Consider the following 18,679-nt stretch of genomic DNA (forward strand, 5'->3'; position numbering starts at 1 on the left):
TTCGCATGAAGATCATGATCGTCACCGATGCGTGGGAACCGCAGGTCAACGGCGTCGTGCGCACGCTGAAGAACACGACGCGCGAACTGACGGAAATCGGCCACACCGTCGATCTGCTGACGCCGCTCGAGTTCAAAACGATTCCGTGCCCGACGTATCCGGAGATTCGCCTGTCGCTGCTGCCGAAACGCCATCTGCGCCAGCGCATCGACGAGTTCGGGCCCGACGCGCTGCACATTGCGACGGAAGGCCCGCTCGGCCTCGCCGCGCGCGCGTATGCGATCGCGCACAAGCTGCCGTTTACGACCGCGTATCACACGCGCTTTCCCGAATATGTGCAGGCGCGCTTCGGCATTCCCGTCGCGTGGACGTACCGCTTCCTGCACTGGTTCCACAAGGCATCGCTTGCCGTGATGGCGCCGACACCCGTCGTCAAGACCGACCTCGAAAAGTTCGGTTTCACGAACGTCGTGCTGTGGACGCGCGGCGTCGATCTCGAGATCTTCCGGCAGATGGACTCGAAGGTGCTGAACACCGCGCGGCCGATCTTCCTGTATGTGGGGCGCGTGGCCGTCGAGAAGAATGTCGAGGCGTTCCTGAAGCTCGATTTGCCCGGCTCGAAGTGGGTGTGCGGCGAAGGCCCGGCTCTCGCCGAACTGAAGTCGCGCTACCCGACAGCCAATTATCTGGGCGTGCTGACGCAGGCGGAACTCGCAAAGGTCTATGCGGCGGCCGACGTGTTTGTATTCCCGAGCAAAACCGATACGTTCGGCCTCGTGCTGCTCGAAGCGCTGGCGTGCGGCACGCCGGTCGCCGCGTATCCTGTGACGGGTCCCATCGACGTGCTCGGCGACGGCGGCGCGGGCGCGATGCATGAGGATTTGCACGAAGCCTGCCTGCAGGCGCTGAAGATCGATCGCAACCATGCACGCGCATGGGCCGAGCGGTTCTCGTGGAAGGCGGCCTCCGAACAGTTCGCTGCGCATCTCAAGCCGCGGCCGCGCTCCACGTACAGCGAGGAAAGCACTGCCGCCTGATCGGTCCGACGCGCAAGCGCCCTCACTTCTCGCCACGCCCATGCAAACGAGACCATCGAACGCGTTGCGCGCGTCACCGCAGGCATCGCTGCGCGACGCCAGGACAGGAGCACCGCAGACCGTGCACGACAGCGAGCCGTTCGACGACGTACACGAGATGCACGAAGACGGCGCGCCGCGCTCGCGTTATGCTGGAGAGTCCAGACCTGTTCCAGCGAGTCCATCCGTTATGTCGTCCACGACGCGTGCGCGCACGTCGCATGATTCGGCGCCTGCCGGCGGCGATGTGCCTTCGCAGGCCGAGGCGCATGAGCCGCATGAGCCGCTCGGTCCTGATGATCCGCTTGCACCGCTGCCCTTCAATCCCTATAAGGGCAATCGCGGCATCACACGCGCATGGCATGCGATGAAGAATTCGTTTGCCGGATTTCGGGTCGCGATTCGCGAGGAAAGCGCGTTTCGGCAAGAACTGACGTTGGCTGCGATTCTCGTGCCGTGCGGGATTTTTGTGCCCGTCGATGCGGTGTCGCGCGTTTTGCTGCTCGGCTCCGTGTTTCTCGTGCTTATCGTCGAGTTGCTGAATTCCAGCGTCGAGGCTGCTATTGACCGGATTTCTCTCGAGCGCCACGAGTTGTCCCGGCGTGCCAAGGATCTCGGCAGTGCGGCCGTGATGGTCGCGCTTTTTATCTGTGTGATGACTTGGGGTTTGTTGGTCGGGCCTCTAGTGGTCCACTGGATTGCTGCCGTTTTGCCTTAGCGGTTTTGAGTTCGTCTGCGACGGCCTGGTGTCGGTTTGTGTTTTCGCTGGCCCACATGCGACCACATCCAGCCTCTTCCCGCCCCGCCGTCTGCGAACAGAACGCTCGGTTTATAATCGTAAAAAGCCTCAAAACAGCCAACCAAGACGGATGGAGACGCGCGCCGCACAAACGGGCGTGTCAACCCGCCCGTCAACCCCCCTGGGCCGGACGACATGGAAGCCAAACCTCCCCGCCGCACGCGCGAACGGATTCTCGAACTATCGTTGAAGCTCTTCAACGAAATCGGTGAGCCGAACGTCACGACGACGACGATCGCCGAGGAAATGGAGATCAGTCCAGGCAACCTGTACTACCACTTCCGCAATAAAGACGACATTATCAACAGCATCTTCAGCCAGTTCGAGCAGGAGATCGAAAAGCGTCTGCGTTTCCCGGAAGACCATCGCGCAACCATCGACGAAATGTGGTCGTATCTGCAGTACATGGTCGACTTCACCTGGCGCTACCGCTTCCTTTATCGTGACCTGAACGACCTGCTCGCACGCAACCGCACGCTCGAAACACACTTCAAGCAGATCATCAGCCATAAGGTGCGCTTTGCAAGCCAGTTCTGCGAGCAACTCGTCGCCGACGGCGAAATGGTCGCGACACCCGACGAAATCAAGGTCATCGCGACCAACATCGGCGTGATCGCAACATACTGGCTGTCGTATCAGTTCGTGATGAACCCGCGCAAATACAACGAGCAGGAAACGATTCGCGCAGAGCTGCATCAGGTGAGCGTGCAGATCGTGTCGCTGATGGCGCCGTATCTGCGCGGCCGCTCGCGCGAACTGTTCGACGACCTCGTGTCCGGCAAGCATCCGCAACGCGAGTTCTACGACTATCTGCCGCCGCGCGAACCTCGTAACGAATCGAAGGACAGTTGAAGATGAAGTCAGTCTGCGTCTATTGCGGCTCGTCGGACGGAGCCAAACCGCTGTATCGCGAGGCCGCCAAAGCATTCGGCCGCGCGCTCGTCGCGGCGAACCTGTCGCTCGTCTATGGCGGCGGCAAGGTCGGCCTGATGGGCGTGATCGCCGATGAAGTGATGGCCGCAGGCGGCCGCGCAATCGGCGTCATCCCCGAACTGCTGGTCAACAAGGAAGTCGGTCACGACGGCCTGTCGGAACTGCACGTCGTGCCCAACATGCACCATCGCAAGAAGATGATGGCCGACCTGTCCGATGCGTTCGTCGCCATGCCGGGCGGCGCGGGCACGCTCGAAGAGCTGTTCGAAGTCTTCACGTGGGCACAGCTCGGCTATCACCAGAAAGCCGTGGCCGTGCTCAACATCGACGGCTTCTACGATCCGCTGATCTCCATGCTCGAACACACGGTGCAGGAAGGCTTCATGCGCCAGGCGTATTTCGACATCCTGCAGGTCGACAGCGACCCCGCCGCGCTGATCGGCAGGCTGCAACGCTATCAGCCGCCTTTGCAGGACAAATGGGCGGACCGGCGCGAGCGCGTCTGACGCACGCCTCGCTCATGCGCTTCACCAGCCGGGAGGACACATGACGAAAGTGGTTCTGATCACGGGCGCGAGCCGCGGCATCGGCCGCGCGACGGCGCGCCTGCTCGGCGCGCGCGGCTGGTCCGTCGGCGTGAACTACGCGAGCAACGAAGCGGCCGCAAAAGAAACGGCCGCCGAAGTCGGACGTGCGGGCGGGCACGCACGCCTGATCGCGGGCGACGTCGCCGACGAAGCGCAGGTCGTCGCGATGTTCGACGCGCTGGAACAGGCCTATGGGCGCATCGACGCGCTCGTGAACAACGCCGGCATCGTCGCGCCTTCGATGCCGCTCGCCGACATGGACGCGGCGCGTCTGAAGCGCATGTTCGACGTCAACGTGTACGGCGCGTACCTTTGCGCACGCGAAGCGGCCCGGCGCATGTCGAAAGACCGCGGCGGGCATGGCGGCGCGATCGTGAACGTGTCGTCGGCGGCGTCGCGGCTCGGCTCGCCCAACGAGTACGTCGATTACGCCGGCTCGAAAGGCGCCGTCGACACGATGACCATCGGTCTCGCGAAGGAACTCGGGCCGCAAGGCATTCGGGTGAACGCCGTTCGCCCCGGACTGATCGACACCGACATCCACGCGAGCGGCGGCCGTCCCGACCGCGCCGCGGTGCTCGGCGCGCAGACGCCGCTCGGCCGTCCCGGAACGGCCGACGAAGTCGCCGAAGCCATCGTCTGGTTGTTGGGCGACGCGTCGTCGTATGTGAACGGCGCACTGCTCGACGTCAGCGCCGGCCGCTGACGCACCCGTCTTCCCTCTTCCTTCCCCGCAGAATGCACGGCGCTTCGTCAGAAGCGGCGTGCGTCAGCGCGCTTTCTCTTTTTCGCGCTTTACCAACGCTTTGCTGGCGAAGTTGCATCCGCCAAGAATGCTCGTAACTATTTGTAATATTTGGTCGATAAAATGAGACTAATCGTCCTCGAAACAGGGCGGACGTCATATCGATAAAAGGATCGTGGCCCACGTTGTCGCGTTCCAAGGCCAGAGATCTTTCGTCATGCAGCAGCAGAATCCCTCGAAGAAGTGGCGCTGGGGAGCGGCCGCCCTCTCGGCGCTATACGCGCTATGCGGAGCGTGGGCGGCGCCCAGGCGCGCCGACCCGGCCATCGACACCGATACCGCGACGCCTCTTCCCGCCGGTTCGGCCGCCCCGCGCCTGATCCGCAAGCTCGCCGCTTCGCGTGCGGCGCGATGGACGATCGCCATCGCGATTGTCTGCGCATGGTTGTTGCCCGGCACGCTCGGCCACGATCCGTGGAAGCAGGACGAGACCTACACGTTCGGCATCGTCCAGCACATGCTCGATACGGGCGACCTCGTCGTGCCGACGAACGCGGGCCAGCCATTCGTCGAGAAGCCGCCCATCTACGACTGGGTTGCATCGGGCACGGCGTGGCTCCTGAGCCGCTACCTGCCGCTGCACGATGGCGCACGCATTGCAAGCGCCCTCTTCGGGATGCTGACGCTGTTATGCCTTGCGGGTCTCGCGCGGCGTTCGACGGACGCCGAACGCTGGTTTGATCTGCGCGTGATCGGTTCGCTTGCGTTGTTCGGGGGAACGCTCGTCGTCGTCAAACATGCGCACGACATGATGACGGACGTCGCGCTAATGGCGGGCGCCGCGCTCGGCTTTTGCGGACTGTTCGAACTGGTGCTGTCCGTTCAGGACGACGCATCGACGGGCACTGCCGATTCGCGCCGGCACGATCCGCAACGCGACGCCCAGGCGGCCGGGATGTTCGGCGCCGGTGTCGGCATCGCGCTACTGTCGAAGGGACTGTTCGTGCCGCTCGTGTTCGGTGCGACTCTTTGTGCGGCGCTCGCGCTCTACCCCGCTTGCCGGAGCAACGTGCGCTTCGCACGCGCGCTCGCGCTGGCGGCATGCGTCTTCGCGCCGTTCGCGCTGATCTGGCCGCTCTGCTTTTACCTGCGCTCAGAGGCGCTGTTCAAGGTCTGGCTGTGGGACAACAACGTCGGGCGGTTCTTCGGTTTCTCCGTGCCCGAACTGGGCTCGGAAAACGACAACCGGCTGTTCGTGCTCAAGACGATGCTCACGGTCGGCTTTCCTGTCGTGCCGCTCGCGCTCGTCGCGCTTGCCGGAACGGCGCGCAGTGGATGGCGGCAACTGTGCGATCCGCGCATTGCGCTGCCGCTGGTCTTCGCGGGCACCGGCTTCGCAGTACTGCAAACCTCGGCAACCGTCCGCGAGTTGTACATCCTGCCGTTCATTGCGCCGCTCGCGCCGCTCGCCGTGCGCGCGATCGAACGGCTGCCGCAGCGGATGCACACCGTATGGGATATGACAAGCCGCCTGCTGTTCGGCGTGCTTGCCGCGCTCGCGTGGATGATCTGGTCGACGATGACGAATCCCGCGGGCAACCGCGCATCGCTACATGCGCTGGGCCGCTGGCTCCCGCTCGACTGGACGCTGCCCGTCCATCCCGTCGAAGTGGCCGCGGCGCTCGGGTTGACGGTCGGCTGGATGTGGCTGCTGCCGCTCATCCGGCACGCAGGCAAATGGCGCGGCGCCCTAAGCTGGTGTGCGGGTGCGATCGTCGCGTGGGGACTCGTCAGCACGCTGCTGCTGCCGTGGCTCGATGTGGCGAAAAGCTACCGATCCGTGTTCGAAGATCTGCGCACGCACCTCGCTGCGCAGTGGAACGACGGCGATTGCATGGCAAGTCTCGCGCTCGGCGAATCGGAAGCCCCGATGCTGTATTACTTCGCCGGCATCGAGCATAGACCTTTGAATGCGTCGAATACGGCGAGCCCGGCTGGCGATGCGCAGGCCTGCACCTGGCTGATCGTGCAAACGCGCCGTCAGGATCCCGCGCAACCGAGCGACGGCTGGCAGTTGTTCTGGTCAGGCGCACGTCCTGGCGACAACGACGAGTTGCTGCGTGTGTTCGTGCGCACGCCGTCAGCCACGGGCGCCCGCGACTGAATCTGCGTTGGGCCGGAACGCATTAGAACGACGAGCCCGGCTCGCGCAGGAACGCAATCTCCTCGTCGGTCGACGGACGGCCCAGCAGCGCATTGCGATGCGGAAAGCGCCCGAAGCGCTCAACTATGCGAGCGTGCCGCACAGCCGAGCGCGCATACGACGGATCGAGCCCGCCCGCTTCGAGCAACGCATACAAACGCACGCCTTCGCGCTGCCCTTCGATCGTTTCGTCGTGCTCGAACGGGATATACGCGAACGCGCGGTGATACACGGTTGGCAGCAGCACATCGCCGCCGTCTTCGACCATGCGGCGCGCGATCGCAAGCGCCTGTGCATCGCCGTCGTACATATGCCCCGTCTCGCGATGACAGTTGCGCGTGACCTGATCGAGCACGATCACGAGCGCGAGCGATCCAAGCGGCGTCGCCCGCCACGCGTCGAGTTCATGCGCGAGCGCCGCTTCGATCAGCGCGCCGAATCGCTCGCGCAGCATCGCGTCGAACGCATCGCTGCGCTTGAACCAGCGCTTCTGATCCTTGCCGTATTCGTCGGACCCGGGCAAGCCGAACCAGCAGTCGAGCACATCGCGCGCGCGAGGATCGAGCGCGGCGTAGTCCGCCTCCGACGAATATGCAGCCGCGTCGATACGCACGCTCATGCAAGCTCCAGCACGAGCCGCCGCGTGCGCGCGCTTTTCTTTTCGAGTTTTGCGACGCGCAGCCCGCCGATCTCCTGCGTGTTGCGCACGTGCGTGCCGCCGCACGGCTGCAGGTCGACGCCTTCGATGCGCAACAGGCGCACTCGGCCGAGGCCCATCGGCGGCTTCACGCTCATCGTGCGCACGAGTTCGGGGCGCGACGCCATTTCGTCGTCCGTGATCCATTGTGTCGCGACACCGTGCGCACCGCCCACCAGTTCCGCGAGCCGCGTTTCGACTTCCTCGCGTCCGATCGGCTCGACCGTCGCGAAGTCGAGACGCGCATAGTCGGACGTGATGCTGCAGCCGTCGACGGGATACGGCAGCACCGCACACATCAGATGACTCGCCGTGTGCAGGCGCATATGCCGGTAGCGGCGGCCCCAGTCGATCTCCGCCGTCAACGGCTGGCCGGCCGCGAGTTGCGCCAGCAGCGCTTCCTGCCCGGGCGCGGGAACATGGACGGCGTCGTCGGGCGTCGCGCCTTCGAACTTCGCCTTGCGGGTGTCGGCGATCTGGATTCGCGTGCCGTCCGCGAGCGTCAGCACACCGGCGTCGCCCGCCTGGCCGCCGCCGAGCGGATAGAACACGGTCTGATCGAGATGGATGCCCTGCTCGTCGATCGCGGTGATGGTCGCGTCGCAGCGGGTCAGATAGGCGTCGTCGCGAAAGAGCGCGCGCGTCGTCATGGAAAGTCTCCTTGTGCCTGGTTTGCGTCCGGCATTCGCCTGGCTCATGCCCGGGGTGTGCCAGCGAACATTATGCCGATGCGCGCGCCGCTCGCCTCGCTCACATTCAGGCGCTCCCGACCGAACTGTACCGGGCGCTTTGACGCGACGGTTTTACCGCGCATCACACATCGCCGTCAGCCCCGATGATTGCGCATCCCGCCCGTCTGCCCTCCTACCCACTGTTTGTCTTGCTGTAAGCAATTGAATCCCGAAGGCATGGGCACCGTTGGTGATGGCGTTATCGGTCGGAAAGGTCAGAGCAGGAACAAACCAGTCGGCTGCTATCATGCAATGTACTCTGCATTTATGTAGAGTTTTCTACCTTACCACTGCCGGAATGTGGCGACCGGAAGAGCTCAAATGCTTCAGCGCGCAAGAATTCGACAGTTTGCGTGGCGCCTCATGCTGCCGCCGGGAGCCGATAGTGGAATCCCGCGCATCCTGGCGGGCTTCGGGATACCTTGGGCCGCCGTTGGTGGCCTGCGGAGTGCTCAAGATTGCATACGACCTCACGCTGCTGCGAGCATTCAGGCATGTACAGATTGCCCATTAGCCCGATCCCTGACGCGCTCCCGGCACGACCGATAGGCCATCACTTCACGACAGGCCAGGGCGCGGTTGAACACACCAACGGAAGACTATCCAAGACCCGCGGAGCAAGGAGATCTGGCGTGCGAGGTTAGCGTTTCACGCGGTCCCGGGAAGAGGACTGGAAACGAGGACTGCGGCAGCGACAAGCACGCCCGCGAGTACGACGGACTCGACATGTAGCACTGTGGCGAATCGCTTAAGCAACCGCGCGGCCGATTCCGACGGTGTGTCTCTTAGGCAGGTGAGGAGTCGCGGCATCTCGATGAACCGATTATGGCCGCCGAGTGCGGCACCGATGAGCACAAGCACCACTTTAAGCAGCAGCACTTGCCCATATGAGGACGTCACCAGGCTCTGCGCTGTATTCACTCCGCGCCAGCCGCTGTATGCGCCCGTGAGGAAGAGAATAGCCAGCGCGAGCGTGGCGGCGTTAGAGAGCGACTGTACGAACGCTGCACTGTTCGCACGCTCTGCGACAGGGGCATTGAACATGCGCGGCACAACGACATACGTTGTCACGAGTACGAGTCCGACCCAGATGCCGATCGCGAGCATGTGCAACCAGTCGACCCACACCGGAAAGCTCAGCACGCCTGCATCGACAGGATGCCCCGCGTGACTGCGTGACATCGCGACGCTCGCGAGCGCGAGCCAGATTACCGGCTTGTAGCGTATCGGCTTCCCGGACTGCGCCAGAGACAGAATGAGCACGACGAGCGATGCAGCGGCACCCGCCAGCCATGCATGACCAAAGCCGGTTTCCATCAGCATCGAGCGAACGGCGGGGCCTGCGTCCAGCAGCGTGGATTCGCTCATCAAAGCGCAATGAATCCAGAACGCAGCGGCACTGGAGACGAGCGCAGTGAACGAACCCATGCGCAAGGTAAGAAGCAGATGCCAGCTGACCCGGCTCTGCCATCGCGATGCACTGCGAGACAACCATGTGTCGCTTAGCAAGGCGCCCACAAGAACGGTGAAACTGATGTTCTGGAGCGCCACCCATGCCAGCCGCGATACGCCGAGGAAACCGTCGTTCATCACTTCACCGCAAAAGTGTAAGTACCCTTCGTCTTGTGCGCGTCATGTGTCATGACGGCCCATTGCACGGTGTACGAGCCGGCGGCTAGCTTCGGAATCGCAACCATCAGTACGCGCGGGTTCGAAGAGTCGACTTTGGCTTTTTCGCTGGTCGCGGGCGCGCCAGATGAGTCTACAACCTTGATCATGCTGAACGAAGACTCGAGGTCCTCGTTGAAAGTGAGGCGCAGCGACTCTGGCGATGCATCGACTGTGCTGCCAGCCGATGGCATTGCGTTTTCCAACTTGCCGTGGGCACATGCAAGCGCAGGCAAAAGCACTAGCGTGGCGATTGCCGCTGCACGAGCAGTAGGGTGACGCATCAAGGCGTTCATGGTTGTTACCTCTCTGGTTTGAATCGGGTGCTCTCGTCGTCCGGCACCCCATTGGATGCTTATTGCTTCTGCAGCTTCGTCACGGTGAGTGAGCCATCAATCTCCTCTGCGACGAAGTCAATCTTGTCGCCGACCTTCACCTGCGACAACATGGCCGGATCCTTGACCTTGAACACCATCGTCATCGCTTCCATGTCGAGGTTCTCGAGTGGACCGTGCTTGATGGTCAGCTTCCCAGCGGTGGCATCGACTTTCTTGACCTCACCGTGCGACATGCTGCTCTTCGCGCTCGCGCCCTGTTGAGCGCCGCTCGCCATATTCATGTTGCCCATATCGCCGGCCGCAAAGGCGGTTGTGGAAACGGCCACCGCACAGCCCATCACAATCGAAACAATCGCGTTCTTCATTACGCTCTCTCCCACAGTTGAATTGAAAAATCCCGGCTGGAGTGCATGCCCGGCCTTCGACGAAATCAGCTATCGGGCAGTTCACCCGTGTACTCGTACGCAACGGTTCCCTTTGGGTGTCTGAACCAGCCCGGGTCGCGGTAATCGTTGCGACCGAGTCCCTCACGCACTTTCACCACGGTGAACATGCCGCCCATTTCCAGCGCGCCAAACGGCCCAGTGCCCGTCATCATCGGTAGCGTGTTGTCCGGTAGCGGCATCTCCATCTCGCCCATCGAGCCGCCGGAACTGCCCATCGCCATGTAGTCCGGCACAAGTCTGTTGATACGTTTCGCCAGATCTTTCTGCTGCACGCCAATCAGATTGGGGACCTGATGCCCCATCGCATTCATCGTGTGATGCGACTTGTGGCAGTGAAACGCCCAGTCACCGGGCCGGTTTGCCGTGAACTCGATGGCGCGCATCTGACCGACCGCAACGTCGGCGGTCACTTCCGGCCAGCGAGCGGAAGGCGGAATCCATCCACCGTCGGTTCCTGCGACCTCGAAGCTGTACCCGTGAAGATGAATGGGGTGATTGGTCATCGTGAGATTGCCGAAGCGGATGCGAACGCGGTCTCCTGCGCGTACCGGCAGCGGGTCGACGCCAGGAAAAACTCTCGCATTCCACGTCCACATGTTGAAGTCCGTCATTTCGTTGACGCGTGGCGTGAAACTTCCTGGGTCAATGTCGTAGGCGGACATCAGGAACACGAAGTCGCGGTCCACCTGCATGACGCTGCCGTCCTTCGGATGCACGATGAACGTGCCCATCATCCCCATGGCCATCTGCACCATCTCGTCGGCATGCGGGTGATACATGAAAGTGCCGTGCTTTTCGAGCTGGAACTCGTAGACGAATGTCTTGCCGGGCGGGATGTGCGGTTGCGTGAGACCGCCCACGCCGTCCATCCCCGACGGCACGAGCATCCCGTGCCAGTGAACAGTGGTGTGTTCAGGCAGTTTGTTGGTGACGAAGATGCGGACCTTGTCGCCTTCGACCGCCTCGATGGTCGGGCCTGGTGCCTGGCCGTTATAGCCCCAGAGATTCGCCTTCATGCCGGGTGCCATTTCGCGAACGACCGGCTCGGCGATAAGGTGAAACTCCTTCCAGCCGTTCTTCATCCGCCAGGGCAGTGTCCACCCGTTAAGCGTGGCCACCGGCCTATAGGGGCGACCATTGGGCGGCACAAGCGGTGGCTGCGTCGCCGTCTTTTGCATGATTGGCGCTTCTGGAAGTGCAGCCGCTCCAGCTTTGCTGACCAACGCCGCGCCGAGCAACGCCGCCCCTGAGCCGCCGAGAAAATTTCGACGTGAGACCATGTTCATTTACCTTCTGAATTCATCGGCGACGCGGGCCGCGTCGCTGGAATGGGCAACGGCGAGTCCTGCCTCGGAGCCGGTGCCCGCTGTGCGGCAGTAGCTGGCGCTTCGGCACTGCGCGGTACGTCGGGCGTCTGCGCCATTGCAAGCGGCGGAAGCCGGCCGCCCAGCGACTGTTGCAAGTCCGTTTCCGCAAGCCAGTAGTCTTTCAGCGCGTCGATATATCCGTTGACGGCCGCAACCTGGTCGCGCGAATCGGCGAGCAGTTCGAATACGCTTGTCAGCATGCCGTTGTAGCGCAGCAGCATTTCGTCGGAGATCGTCTTGCGAACAGGCACGACTTCATCGCGGTAGTGCCTGGCCACGTCGTAGCTCGTCACGTACGCGGCGTACGACTCGCGAACTTCGGAACGTGCATCGATCGCCGTCTGGGCGAGCCGGTTCGCCGACTGCATGTAGATAGCTTCGGCCCGTGCAACTTTCGCGCTGCCCCAATCGAAGATGGGAATCTCAACGCTGATTTCGTACCCGTGCTCGTGCCCCTTGTCCGTCTCGAAGTTGTCGAGATATCCGACATCCAGCGCATTGACGAACCGGGTTGCCCTGCTCAGACCCAACGAAGTTGCAACGCCCTGTGTTCTCAGTTTCGCCGCCTGAATATCGAGGCGGTTTTGCATCGCAAAGCTCTCGACCTCATTCAGTTGAGGCCTCTCCTTCGGCACGTCAGGCAGACGGTCCGGCAACGTGTACTGGGTTCCCGCGCCCCATAAGCCCATCGTGCGTGTGAGCTTCTCCCGGGCTACGACCGACTGCTGTCGGGCCTTGGCCAGTTGCGCGACCGACTCGGCGTAAAAAGCCTGCTCGCGTGCATAGTCGAGCTTGCTGAAACTGCCGGCCTGACGCATGCGCAACGCGAGCTCTGCGCCAGCTTCGGCCGAGTCCTTGACCTGGGCGGCGTAAACGGCGGACTGCGCCGCAGCTACGGCGTTGACGTAGGCTTTTCGAGCGTCAGCAGCGACGCCAAGCATCGCATTGGCAGCCTCGAGCTTCGTTTGCTCAAACCGGCGACTCTCGATGCGCGTCGCCACCGGCAGCGTGAGCACGCCCAGCACACCCATCGAGAAGGTCCGGCTAATGCTGATGCCATCGCTCCAGTGGGTCCGGCTGAAGGTAAAACCCGGATTGGGCAGACGGCCCGCCTGCACGAGGTCGGCCTCGGCGATGCCGAGTTCGGCGTACGACGCCTGGAGTCCCCGGTTGTTCAGCAGCGCGACCTGAACGGCATCGTCCATACCGAGCGGCTTCGACAGCAGTTCCTGAGTGCGCTTGAAAACGGCGTCGCGGTCTTCATCGGTTTTGATGTAGACGGCATCCTTGCCAAGCCGCTCAGACGCGGTAGTGGATACGGCGTTGAATCCTCCGTCCTTGGAGAACGTCGTACAGCCTGCGAGAAATGTGGTTGCGATAGCGATGCATGCCACCCGGTTCGGACAGACGTATCGAATCATTTCGAATCGCCTCCGTGGTCGTGCCCGTTCTTTCCCTTTTGTGGCGACTCGGCTTGTTGACCGTGCTTCGTTCCAGTCTTGCCCTGACCGGGCGCGACGGCGCGATTTAGCTGTTGCCAGCTGGGTGCTTCCCCGTCCTGCCAGGATTGGTAACCGTCAAACGCGGACTGCACAGCGACAGTCGGAACCGATGCCCCGGCATCTGTCGGGTCGGGCACAGCAGTCGTGGCGTGCGCGAGCAACGGCAACACTGCGCCCGCGCCGATCAGCGCCGCAGATAGTGATCGCATGAATTGTTCTCGTCGTGATTCATCCGGAGACCATGACGGGCTCCAGAAAGACTTTCCGGTCGCAGCCAGCAGCCGCGATTGCGTGGATCAGACGAGAATGGACCGGGGAGGACGTTCGATGCCGCCAGTCAGGAACAACGCGACGCCGGCATCTGCAGGCAGTGGGATAGAGAAGCGGCTCAGGTCAGTCGCAGCGGAAATCGCAGGCGCAGCTGGCAGCGCAGCACCGACGCAGCAGGATGCGCACGTCAGGCACGCGTGAGCGTGGTTGCCGCCGCTATGGTCGTGGCCATCGTGGTCGTCAACGTCAGCCACGACCGCATGTTCTCCCACCGGCCCTGCCTCGCCGAGCGGGTGCGTAGCAGATTCGTCCCCTGCCACTTCCGCAGGCACGCAAATCATCGAGACGGCCGCGAACGACTGAACCGGAAGGCTCAGGGCAAGCAGCACGACGAGAAGGAGTTTGCGCCAGTAGGACATGGGTGCGCAGTCTAGCACGGGGTTAAGACGTCTGTCGGCACGGGAGCGTGTCAGTGTGTAACTCGATAGTAGCGGGTCGTGGCATTCTACGTCCAGGCATGATGGGTGCTGGCGACGTAGCATTTTGGGGCCGCACGGACATGTCGAGAACACTCCTCACATAGGGTGGCGACGACGGCGGCCCGGATTGCTTTCTCTGCCAGGCAGACCATTGCCGCAATATCATCAAGACGCTGCAACGGTAGCGCCGGCCTGCCTGCACGTGTTCGTGTCATAGGGGTTGCCATGCAGATTCTCAGCGCAACAGGTCACGCCCTCTGGATGTCTTTCACCATGTTGTGGCAGATTTTCTGGGGGCTGAGCCTCGGGTTCCTGTTCTCCGCCGTCATTGAAGTCACAGTATCGAAGTCCGAGATGTCGAGGCTGTTGCCGGATGACTCGCCACGTTCATTAACGCTCGCAAGCCTGTTCGGTGCGGCATCGTCATCCTGCTCCTATGCAGCCGTTGCCATGGCGCGCTCGATGATTCGTAAAGGCGCCGACTTCACTGCCGCAATGGCCTTTCAGTTCGCAGCTACCAATCTGGTACTTGAACTAGGCGTGCTCATGTGGGTACTCATCGCATGGCAGTTTGCCGCCGCCGAATTCATTGGCGGCCCCATCATGATTGTCGTGCTTGCGCTGCTGTTTCGGTTCTTTTTGCGGCCCTCCCTCAAGCGATGCGCGATCGACCAGGCGAACAAGGGCGTCGCGGGCAGCATGGAAGGTCACGCTGCCATGTCGATGGGTAAGCAGGAAGGCACCTGGAGAAAGCGCCTCACATCGCGAGACGGCTGGAAGGCAATGAGCCACAGTTACGTAATGAACTGGACCATGCTATGGCGCGACATTGGTGTGGGATTACTTGTTGCTGGTGCCGTAGCGGCATGGGTGCCCGACAGCTTCTGGCAGACATTCTTCCTGGCAAGCCACCCAACGATCGCGATGGTTTGGGGCGCGTTTGTCGGGCCTCTCATCGCTATCGCGTCGTTCACCTGTTCTGTCGGAAACGTACCGTTGGCGGCAGTTCTATGGAAGGGAGGCATCAGCTTCGGGGGCGTTGCGTCGTTCATATTCGGCGACCTCGTGATCCTTCCCATCATCAACATCTACAGGAAATATTATGGCGGCAAGATGACCGGCTTCATGGCCGCGACGTTCTACATTGCAATGGTCGTGGCCGCCCTCATTGTCGAGGGATTGTTTCAGCTGTTAGGCTGGGTACCGCATGAGCGTCACACCGCCGTCGTCGATGCCGCCATCACCTTCAATTACACCACCGTCCTGAACATCATTTTCGGCATTGTCTTCATCGCCTTGACAATCGTCTTCTTCCGCACGGGCGGTGTTGAGATGATGCATATGATGAAGCGCGCCGAGCATCCGGCAACGGGTAACGGACACGAACATCACGCGCACGGTAGCGAAGCATCTCGGGACGAGTCCCGTTCCCATCAAAGCCACTAAAGGCAACCATCAGGAGCTGAACATGAAAGACCGTTTTGCGAATCGAACTCTCGCCGTCTGCGCATTCGCCTGCCTGGGCCTCACCACCGGCATTGCATCCGCGCAGCAAGGAGCATCCATGCCGGGGATGGACATGAACAGCTCTTCTGCCGCGGAGGCATCCGGCTCAACGCCGGCATTCAAGGCCGCAGACCATAAAATGATGCAACACATGCAAGCGCCCTCCTATACGGGTGACGCGGACAAGGACTTCGTCGCGCATATGATTCCGCATCACCAAGGTGCCATCGATATGGCCGAAGTCGAACTCAAGTACGGCAAAGACCCCGAGATAAAGAAGCTCGCACGGAATATCGTTAAAGCACAGAAGGAAGAAATTGCGCTGATGCAGCGATGGCAGGCCAAACACGGCGGCAAATAATCGTGTCGCGTGAAGCCGGCACATGATTGAACGCTAGCGCATGTCGCCGCACGCGCTAGCCTCGAACCGGATTTGACGCGCAACATGTCGTCCGCGACGACAGCGTCGAGAGGGCAGTCTCCACCGCTCCACTGGCCGGATGCGAACCGCCGTGTGTGGGGCTCGCTTCACCAGGTCACGCATCGCGCCTGACGCGCCTACTTCCCTGTAGCGGGTTTCTGCGCGGACTGGCGGTCCAGCATTGCCTGCATCAGCATTTGCATCAAGTCGAGGCGCATTTCCATGATGTCGTACTTCTGGCTCGACATCGGCATCCCCATTGAATCCTGCCCGCCGCCGGGTGGTGAGTTTTGTGGCCAGAGGTATCACTTGCCGGTTGAGCGCCAATCGCCGTTCCTGCGTGCAGTACGCCACACGACACAGCAATCAGTGCGAGCCGTTCAAAAAAGTCATTCGTGCCTCCGTGAACGCGGTGACAGGCACGTTGTTTTGTACGTGCTGCTTTCAATGTATCGTCGGGCACGCGGCCATCGTCGATATGGCTCAAGCGAACTCTCTAACCGAGACGGCCTCTCAGCAGCGTCCGATACCGGGCCCCGAACGCGACGCGGCCTCGAAGGGCTTGACGTAAGTCAAGCCACGGCGCAGACCTCCCCGTAGGATGGATTGCACAGAAACGCGCGCCGTCGACGCGATGGTGTGCAGGTGAATTCGTCGATTCGCAGGAGTCTCCCTATGCCAGGCAGCCAGACACTTTCCAGTGGCATTCGACGCATCGTTCGGACGGCTTTCATGGTCCTGGCTTTGGCGTCCGTCACAGGTCTTGCCGGATGTGGCTACAATTCCATCCAGACGGAAGACGAACAGGTCAAGGCGAGCTGGTCGGAGGTTCTCAATCAGTATCAGCGGCGCGCTGACCTGGTGCCGAATCTGGTCAACACGGTGAAGGGGTATGCAAATCAGGAAAAGGACGTCCTGACGCGCGTCACTGACGCTCGCGCACAGGTTGGCTCCATTCGGGCGACTCCCGAGATGCTGTCCGACCCGCAGGCGTTTGCGGCATTCGAGTCCGCCCAAGGCCGGCTCACCTCGTCTTTGTCCCGTCTGTTGGTGGTCTCGGAAAATTATCCGCAGCTGAAGTCGGACGCGAATTTCCGCGACCTGCAGGCGCAGCTCGAAGGAACTGAGAATCGCATTGCCGTCGCGCGCAACCGGTACATCAAGTCGGTTCAGCAGTACAACTCCACTGTGCGGTCGTTCCCCAGCAACCTGACCGCCAAGGCCTTCGGATTCCAGGAGAAGCCGAACTTCTCGGTTGCGAACGAAGCAGAAATCGCCAGACCGCCGCGCGTTGATTTCGGCGCAGCCCCCGCATCTGCCGGTGGAGGCAACAATTGAAGGCCTATCTCACGGCACTCGTATTCGTCATGACGTCGCTGGCATTTGCCGGATCAGACGCCTGTGCCGAAGTCCCCGTACCGCCTCTGACTGCACGCGTCGTTGACCAAACAGGGACGCTTACGGGCGAACAGCGTTCGTCGATTGAGCAAACCCTGAAGGACTTTGAAACCCGTAAAGGAAGCCAGATTTCGGTGCTCATCGTGCCGACCACGCAACCCGAGACGATCGAGCAATATTCGATGCGGGTGGTTGAGCAATACAAGCTCGGACGCGCCAAGGTAGACGATGGCGCACTGTTGATTGTCGCGAAGAATGACCGGGCGCTTCGCATCGAAGTCGGATATGGCCTGGAAGGCGCATTGAACGATGCGACCAGTAACCGGATTATTCGTGAAGTCATTGTTCCCAAATTCAAACAGGGTGACTTCTATGGCGGGATTGCGGCGGGCGTCGACAGCATGATCCGCGTGGTAGAGGGCGAGCCGTTACCCGCCCCGCAGCGACGCGGCGAATCGAACGGCATGGCAGGGCTCCTGCCCGCATTGTTCGTGATGGCTGTTCTCACGGGTGGTGTGCTTCGCGCCATCCTCGGCCGGCTGCCAGGCGCCCTTGTAACAGGCGGCATCATCGGCGCGCTGGCGTGGTTTCTCTCCGGGGCCATCGTGCTGGCCTTCGTTGCCGGCGCAGTGGCGCTCGCGTTCACGCTTCTGGGCGGTGGACTGGGAGCCTTCGGTGGCCGCTACATCGGAGGTCGGTCCGGAGGGATTGCCGGCCGTTCGAACCGCGATATCTTCAGGGGCGGAGGCGGCGGGTTTGGCGGTGGCGGCGCTTCGGGAAGGTGGTGACCGTGGACCTTAAACGTATCGTTCATCATCTGTCGATGACCCGCTGGTCGGTCAATGCCGCGTTTCCACCGCGCACGCTATCGGCCATCGAGCAGGCCATTCGAGAGAGTCATCGGGCGCACATGGGTCAGGTCGTGTTCGTCGTGGAAGGGGCGTTGCACAGCACGCCTCTCTTCGACGGGCTGACGGCGCGCGAACGGGCAATCGACGTGTTTTCGCAGCTTCGTGTGTGGGACACGGAGTGCAATAACGGAATCCTTATCTACCTGCTGTTGGCCGACCGCGATGTTGAAATCATCGCGGACCGAGGCATCCATTCACGCGTGTCGACTCAGGAATGGGAAGCGATCTGTAGCAAGATGGAATCGGAGTTCCGGTACGGCAACTATGAATCGGGCGCAGTACGGGGAATTGAGCAAGTCACGGCGCTGCTCCGTTTGCATTTCCCCGCTCTTCCGTCGCCTCAAGAAGACTTACCTTCCAAACCGGTGTTGATGTAGGCGCGGCGTCGACGCATCCGTTCCGTGGCGCGTCTGGACGAAACCTGACATTCCCAGCCCGCGTGACCAACGCCGCCGAAATCGGGCGAGAAGGTGTGATCGAGATGAGTGGCAAGCGCTCTTCTCGCCCGGCATCTGCTCCGCGTTAAGTTCGTCTCATCGATATGCTGATGTCTGCCGTTACGCTGAGGTCGACATGCTACGCGAACATCGGCTAGTTATTGC

Annotated in this window: 19 protein-coding genes; 11 read left to right on the forward strand and 8 right to left on the reverse strand. The window is 61.8% G+C overall.

Annotated features, from left to right (window positions below):
* The first annotated feature begins 5 nt into the window (after positions 1–5).
* The 6 genes from BPHY_RS10350 (at position 6) to BPHY_RS10375 (ending at position 6,304) form a co-directional block, all read left to right on the forward strand.
* The gene (locus tag BPHY_RS10350; RefSeq protein WP_012401414.1) at positions 6–1,037 is read left to right on the forward strand and encodes a glycosyltransferase family 4 protein; all 1,032 of its coding nucleotides are present in this window, start codon (positions 6–8) and stop codon (positions 1,035–1,037) included.
* Positions 1,038–1,077: 40 nt separating this feature from the next.
* Positions 1,078–1,794 (forward strand): diacylglycerol kinase, encoded by a 717-nt coding sequence (locus BPHY_RS10355; protein WP_095211893.1) that lies wholly within the window; start codon positions 1,078–1,080, stop codon positions 1,792–1,794.
* A 216-nt stretch (positions 1,795–2,010) separates the two neighbouring features.
* Positions 2,011–2,727 carry a TetR/AcrR family transcriptional regulator gene (locus BPHY_RS10360; RefSeq protein ID WP_012401416.1) on the forward strand — a complete coding sequence of 239 codons (717 nt, stop codon included), beginning with the start codon at positions 2,011–2,013 and terminating at the stop codon, positions 2,725–2,727.
* Positions 2,728–2,729: 2 nt separating this feature from the next.
* Positions 2,730–3,314, forward strand: a complete 585-nt coding sequence (locus tag BPHY_RS10365) for an LOG family protein (protein WP_012401417.1) — start codon at positions 2,730–2,732, stop codon at positions 3,312–3,314.
* Between the two features lie 40 nt (positions 3,315–3,354).
* Positions 3,355–4,101 (forward strand): SDR family oxidoreductase, encoded by a 747-nt coding sequence (locus tag BPHY_RS10370; protein WP_012401418.1) that lies wholly within the window; start codon positions 3,355–3,357, stop codon positions 4,099–4,101.
* Between the two features lie 256 nt (positions 4,102–4,357).
* The gene (locus tag BPHY_RS10375; protein WP_012401419.1) at positions 4,358–6,304 is read left to right on the forward strand and encodes a glycosyl transferase; all 1,947 of its coding nucleotides are present in this window, start codon (positions 4,358–4,360) and stop codon (positions 6,302–6,304) included.
* Between the two features lie 22 nt (positions 6,305–6,326).
* Here BPHY_RS10375 and BPHY_RS10380 read toward each other — a convergent pair whose 3' ends face one another.
* From BPHY_RS10380 to BPHY_RS10420, 8 genes are all read right to left on the reverse strand, one after another.
* Positions 6,327–6,962, reverse strand: coding sequence for a DUF924 family protein (locus BPHY_RS10380; protein WP_012401420.1), 636 nt, complete (start codon positions 6,960–6,962; stop codon positions 6,327–6,329).
* On the reverse strand, positions 6,959–7,690 hold the full coding sequence (locus tag BPHY_RS10385; protein WP_012401421.1) for an alanyl-tRNA editing protein: 732 nt from the start codon (positions 7,688–7,690) through the stop codon (positions 6,959–6,961). Before BPHY_RS10385 ends, BPHY_RS10380 begins: the two co-directional genes overlap by 4 nt.
* 729 nt (positions 7,691–8,419) lie before the next feature.
* On the reverse strand, positions 8,420–9,361 hold the full coding sequence (locus BPHY_RS10390) for a copper resistance D family protein (protein ID WP_012401422.1): 942 nt from the start codon (positions 9,359–9,361) through the stop codon (positions 8,420–8,422).
* Complete coding sequence (gene copC, locus BPHY_RS10395) at positions 9,361–9,735, reverse strand: copper homeostasis periplasmic binding protein CopC (protein ID WP_012401423.1); 375 nt, start codon at positions 9,733–9,735, stop codon at positions 9,361–9,363. The genes BPHY_RS10390 and copC overlap by 1 nt, the downstream gene beginning before the upstream one ends.
* A 59-nt stretch (positions 9,736–9,794) precedes the next feature.
* Positions 9,795–10,142: a copper-binding protein gene (locus tag BPHY_RS10400; RefSeq protein ID WP_012401424.1), complete on the reverse strand. Its 348-nt coding sequence runs from the start codon at positions 10,140–10,142 to the stop codon at positions 9,795–9,797.
* A gap of 65 nt (positions 10,143–10,207) precedes the next feature.
* On the reverse strand, positions 10,208–11,503 hold the full coding sequence (locus tag BPHY_RS10405; protein ID WP_012401425.1) for a copper oxidase: 1,296 nt from the start codon (positions 11,501–11,503) through the stop codon (positions 10,208–10,210).
* 2 nt (positions 11,504–11,505) lie between these two features.
* Positions 11,506–13,011, reverse strand: a complete 1,506-nt coding sequence (locus tag BPHY_RS10410) for a TolC family protein (RefSeq protein WP_012401426.1) — start codon at positions 13,009–13,011, stop codon at positions 11,506–11,508.
* A 377-nt stretch (positions 13,012–13,388) separates the two neighbouring features.
* The gene (locus BPHY_RS10420; protein ID WP_012401428.1) at positions 13,389–13,781 is read right to left on the reverse strand and encodes a hypothetical protein; all 393 of its coding nucleotides are present in this window, start codon (positions 13,779–13,781) and stop codon (positions 13,389–13,391) included.
* Between the two features lie 285 nt (positions 13,782–14,066).
* Here BPHY_RS10420 and BPHY_RS10425 point away from each other — a divergent pair, with 285 nt between their 5' ends.
* The 5 genes from BPHY_RS10425 to BPHY_RS10445 all read left to right on the forward strand — a co-directional run bounded on the left by BPHY_RS10425 (position 14,067) and on the right by BPHY_RS10445 (position 18,454).
* Positions 14,067–15,287 carry a permease gene (locus BPHY_RS10425; RefSeq protein ID WP_012401429.1) on the forward strand — a complete coding sequence of 407 codons (1,221 nt, stop codon included), beginning with the start codon at positions 14,067–14,069 and terminating at the stop codon, positions 15,285–15,287.
* A 22-nt stretch (positions 15,288–15,309) separates the two neighbouring features.
* Positions 15,310–15,708 carry a CopM family metallochaperone gene (gene copM / locus BPHY_RS10430; protein ID WP_012401430.1) on the forward strand — a complete coding sequence of 133 codons (399 nt, stop codon included), beginning with the start codon at positions 15,310–15,312 and terminating at the stop codon, positions 15,706–15,708.
* A 792-nt stretch (positions 15,709–16,500) separates the two neighbouring features.
* A complete protein-coding gene (locus BPHY_RS10435; RefSeq protein WP_244257573.1) occupies positions 16,501–17,106 on the forward strand; it encodes a LemA family protein in 606 nt (201 codons plus the stop codon).
* Entirely contained in the window at positions 17,103–17,954 is an 852-nt protein-coding gene (locus BPHY_RS10440) for a TPM domain-containing protein (protein ID WP_012401432.1), read from the forward strand. Before BPHY_RS10435 ends, BPHY_RS10440 begins: the two co-directional genes overlap by 4 nt.
* A complete protein-coding gene (locus tag BPHY_RS10445) occupies positions 17,951–18,454 on the forward strand; it encodes a TPM domain-containing protein (protein ID WP_012401433.1) in 504 nt (167 codons plus the stop codon). The genes BPHY_RS10440 and BPHY_RS10445 overlap by 4 nt, the downstream gene beginning before the upstream one ends.
* Positions 18,455–18,679 lie beyond the last annotated feature (225 nt).

Source organism: Paraburkholderia phymatum STM815 (genome assembly GCF_000020045.1).
Classification (GTDB): Bacteria; Pseudomonadota; Gammaproteobacteria; order Burkholderiales; family Burkholderiaceae; genus Paraburkholderia; species Paraburkholderia phymatum.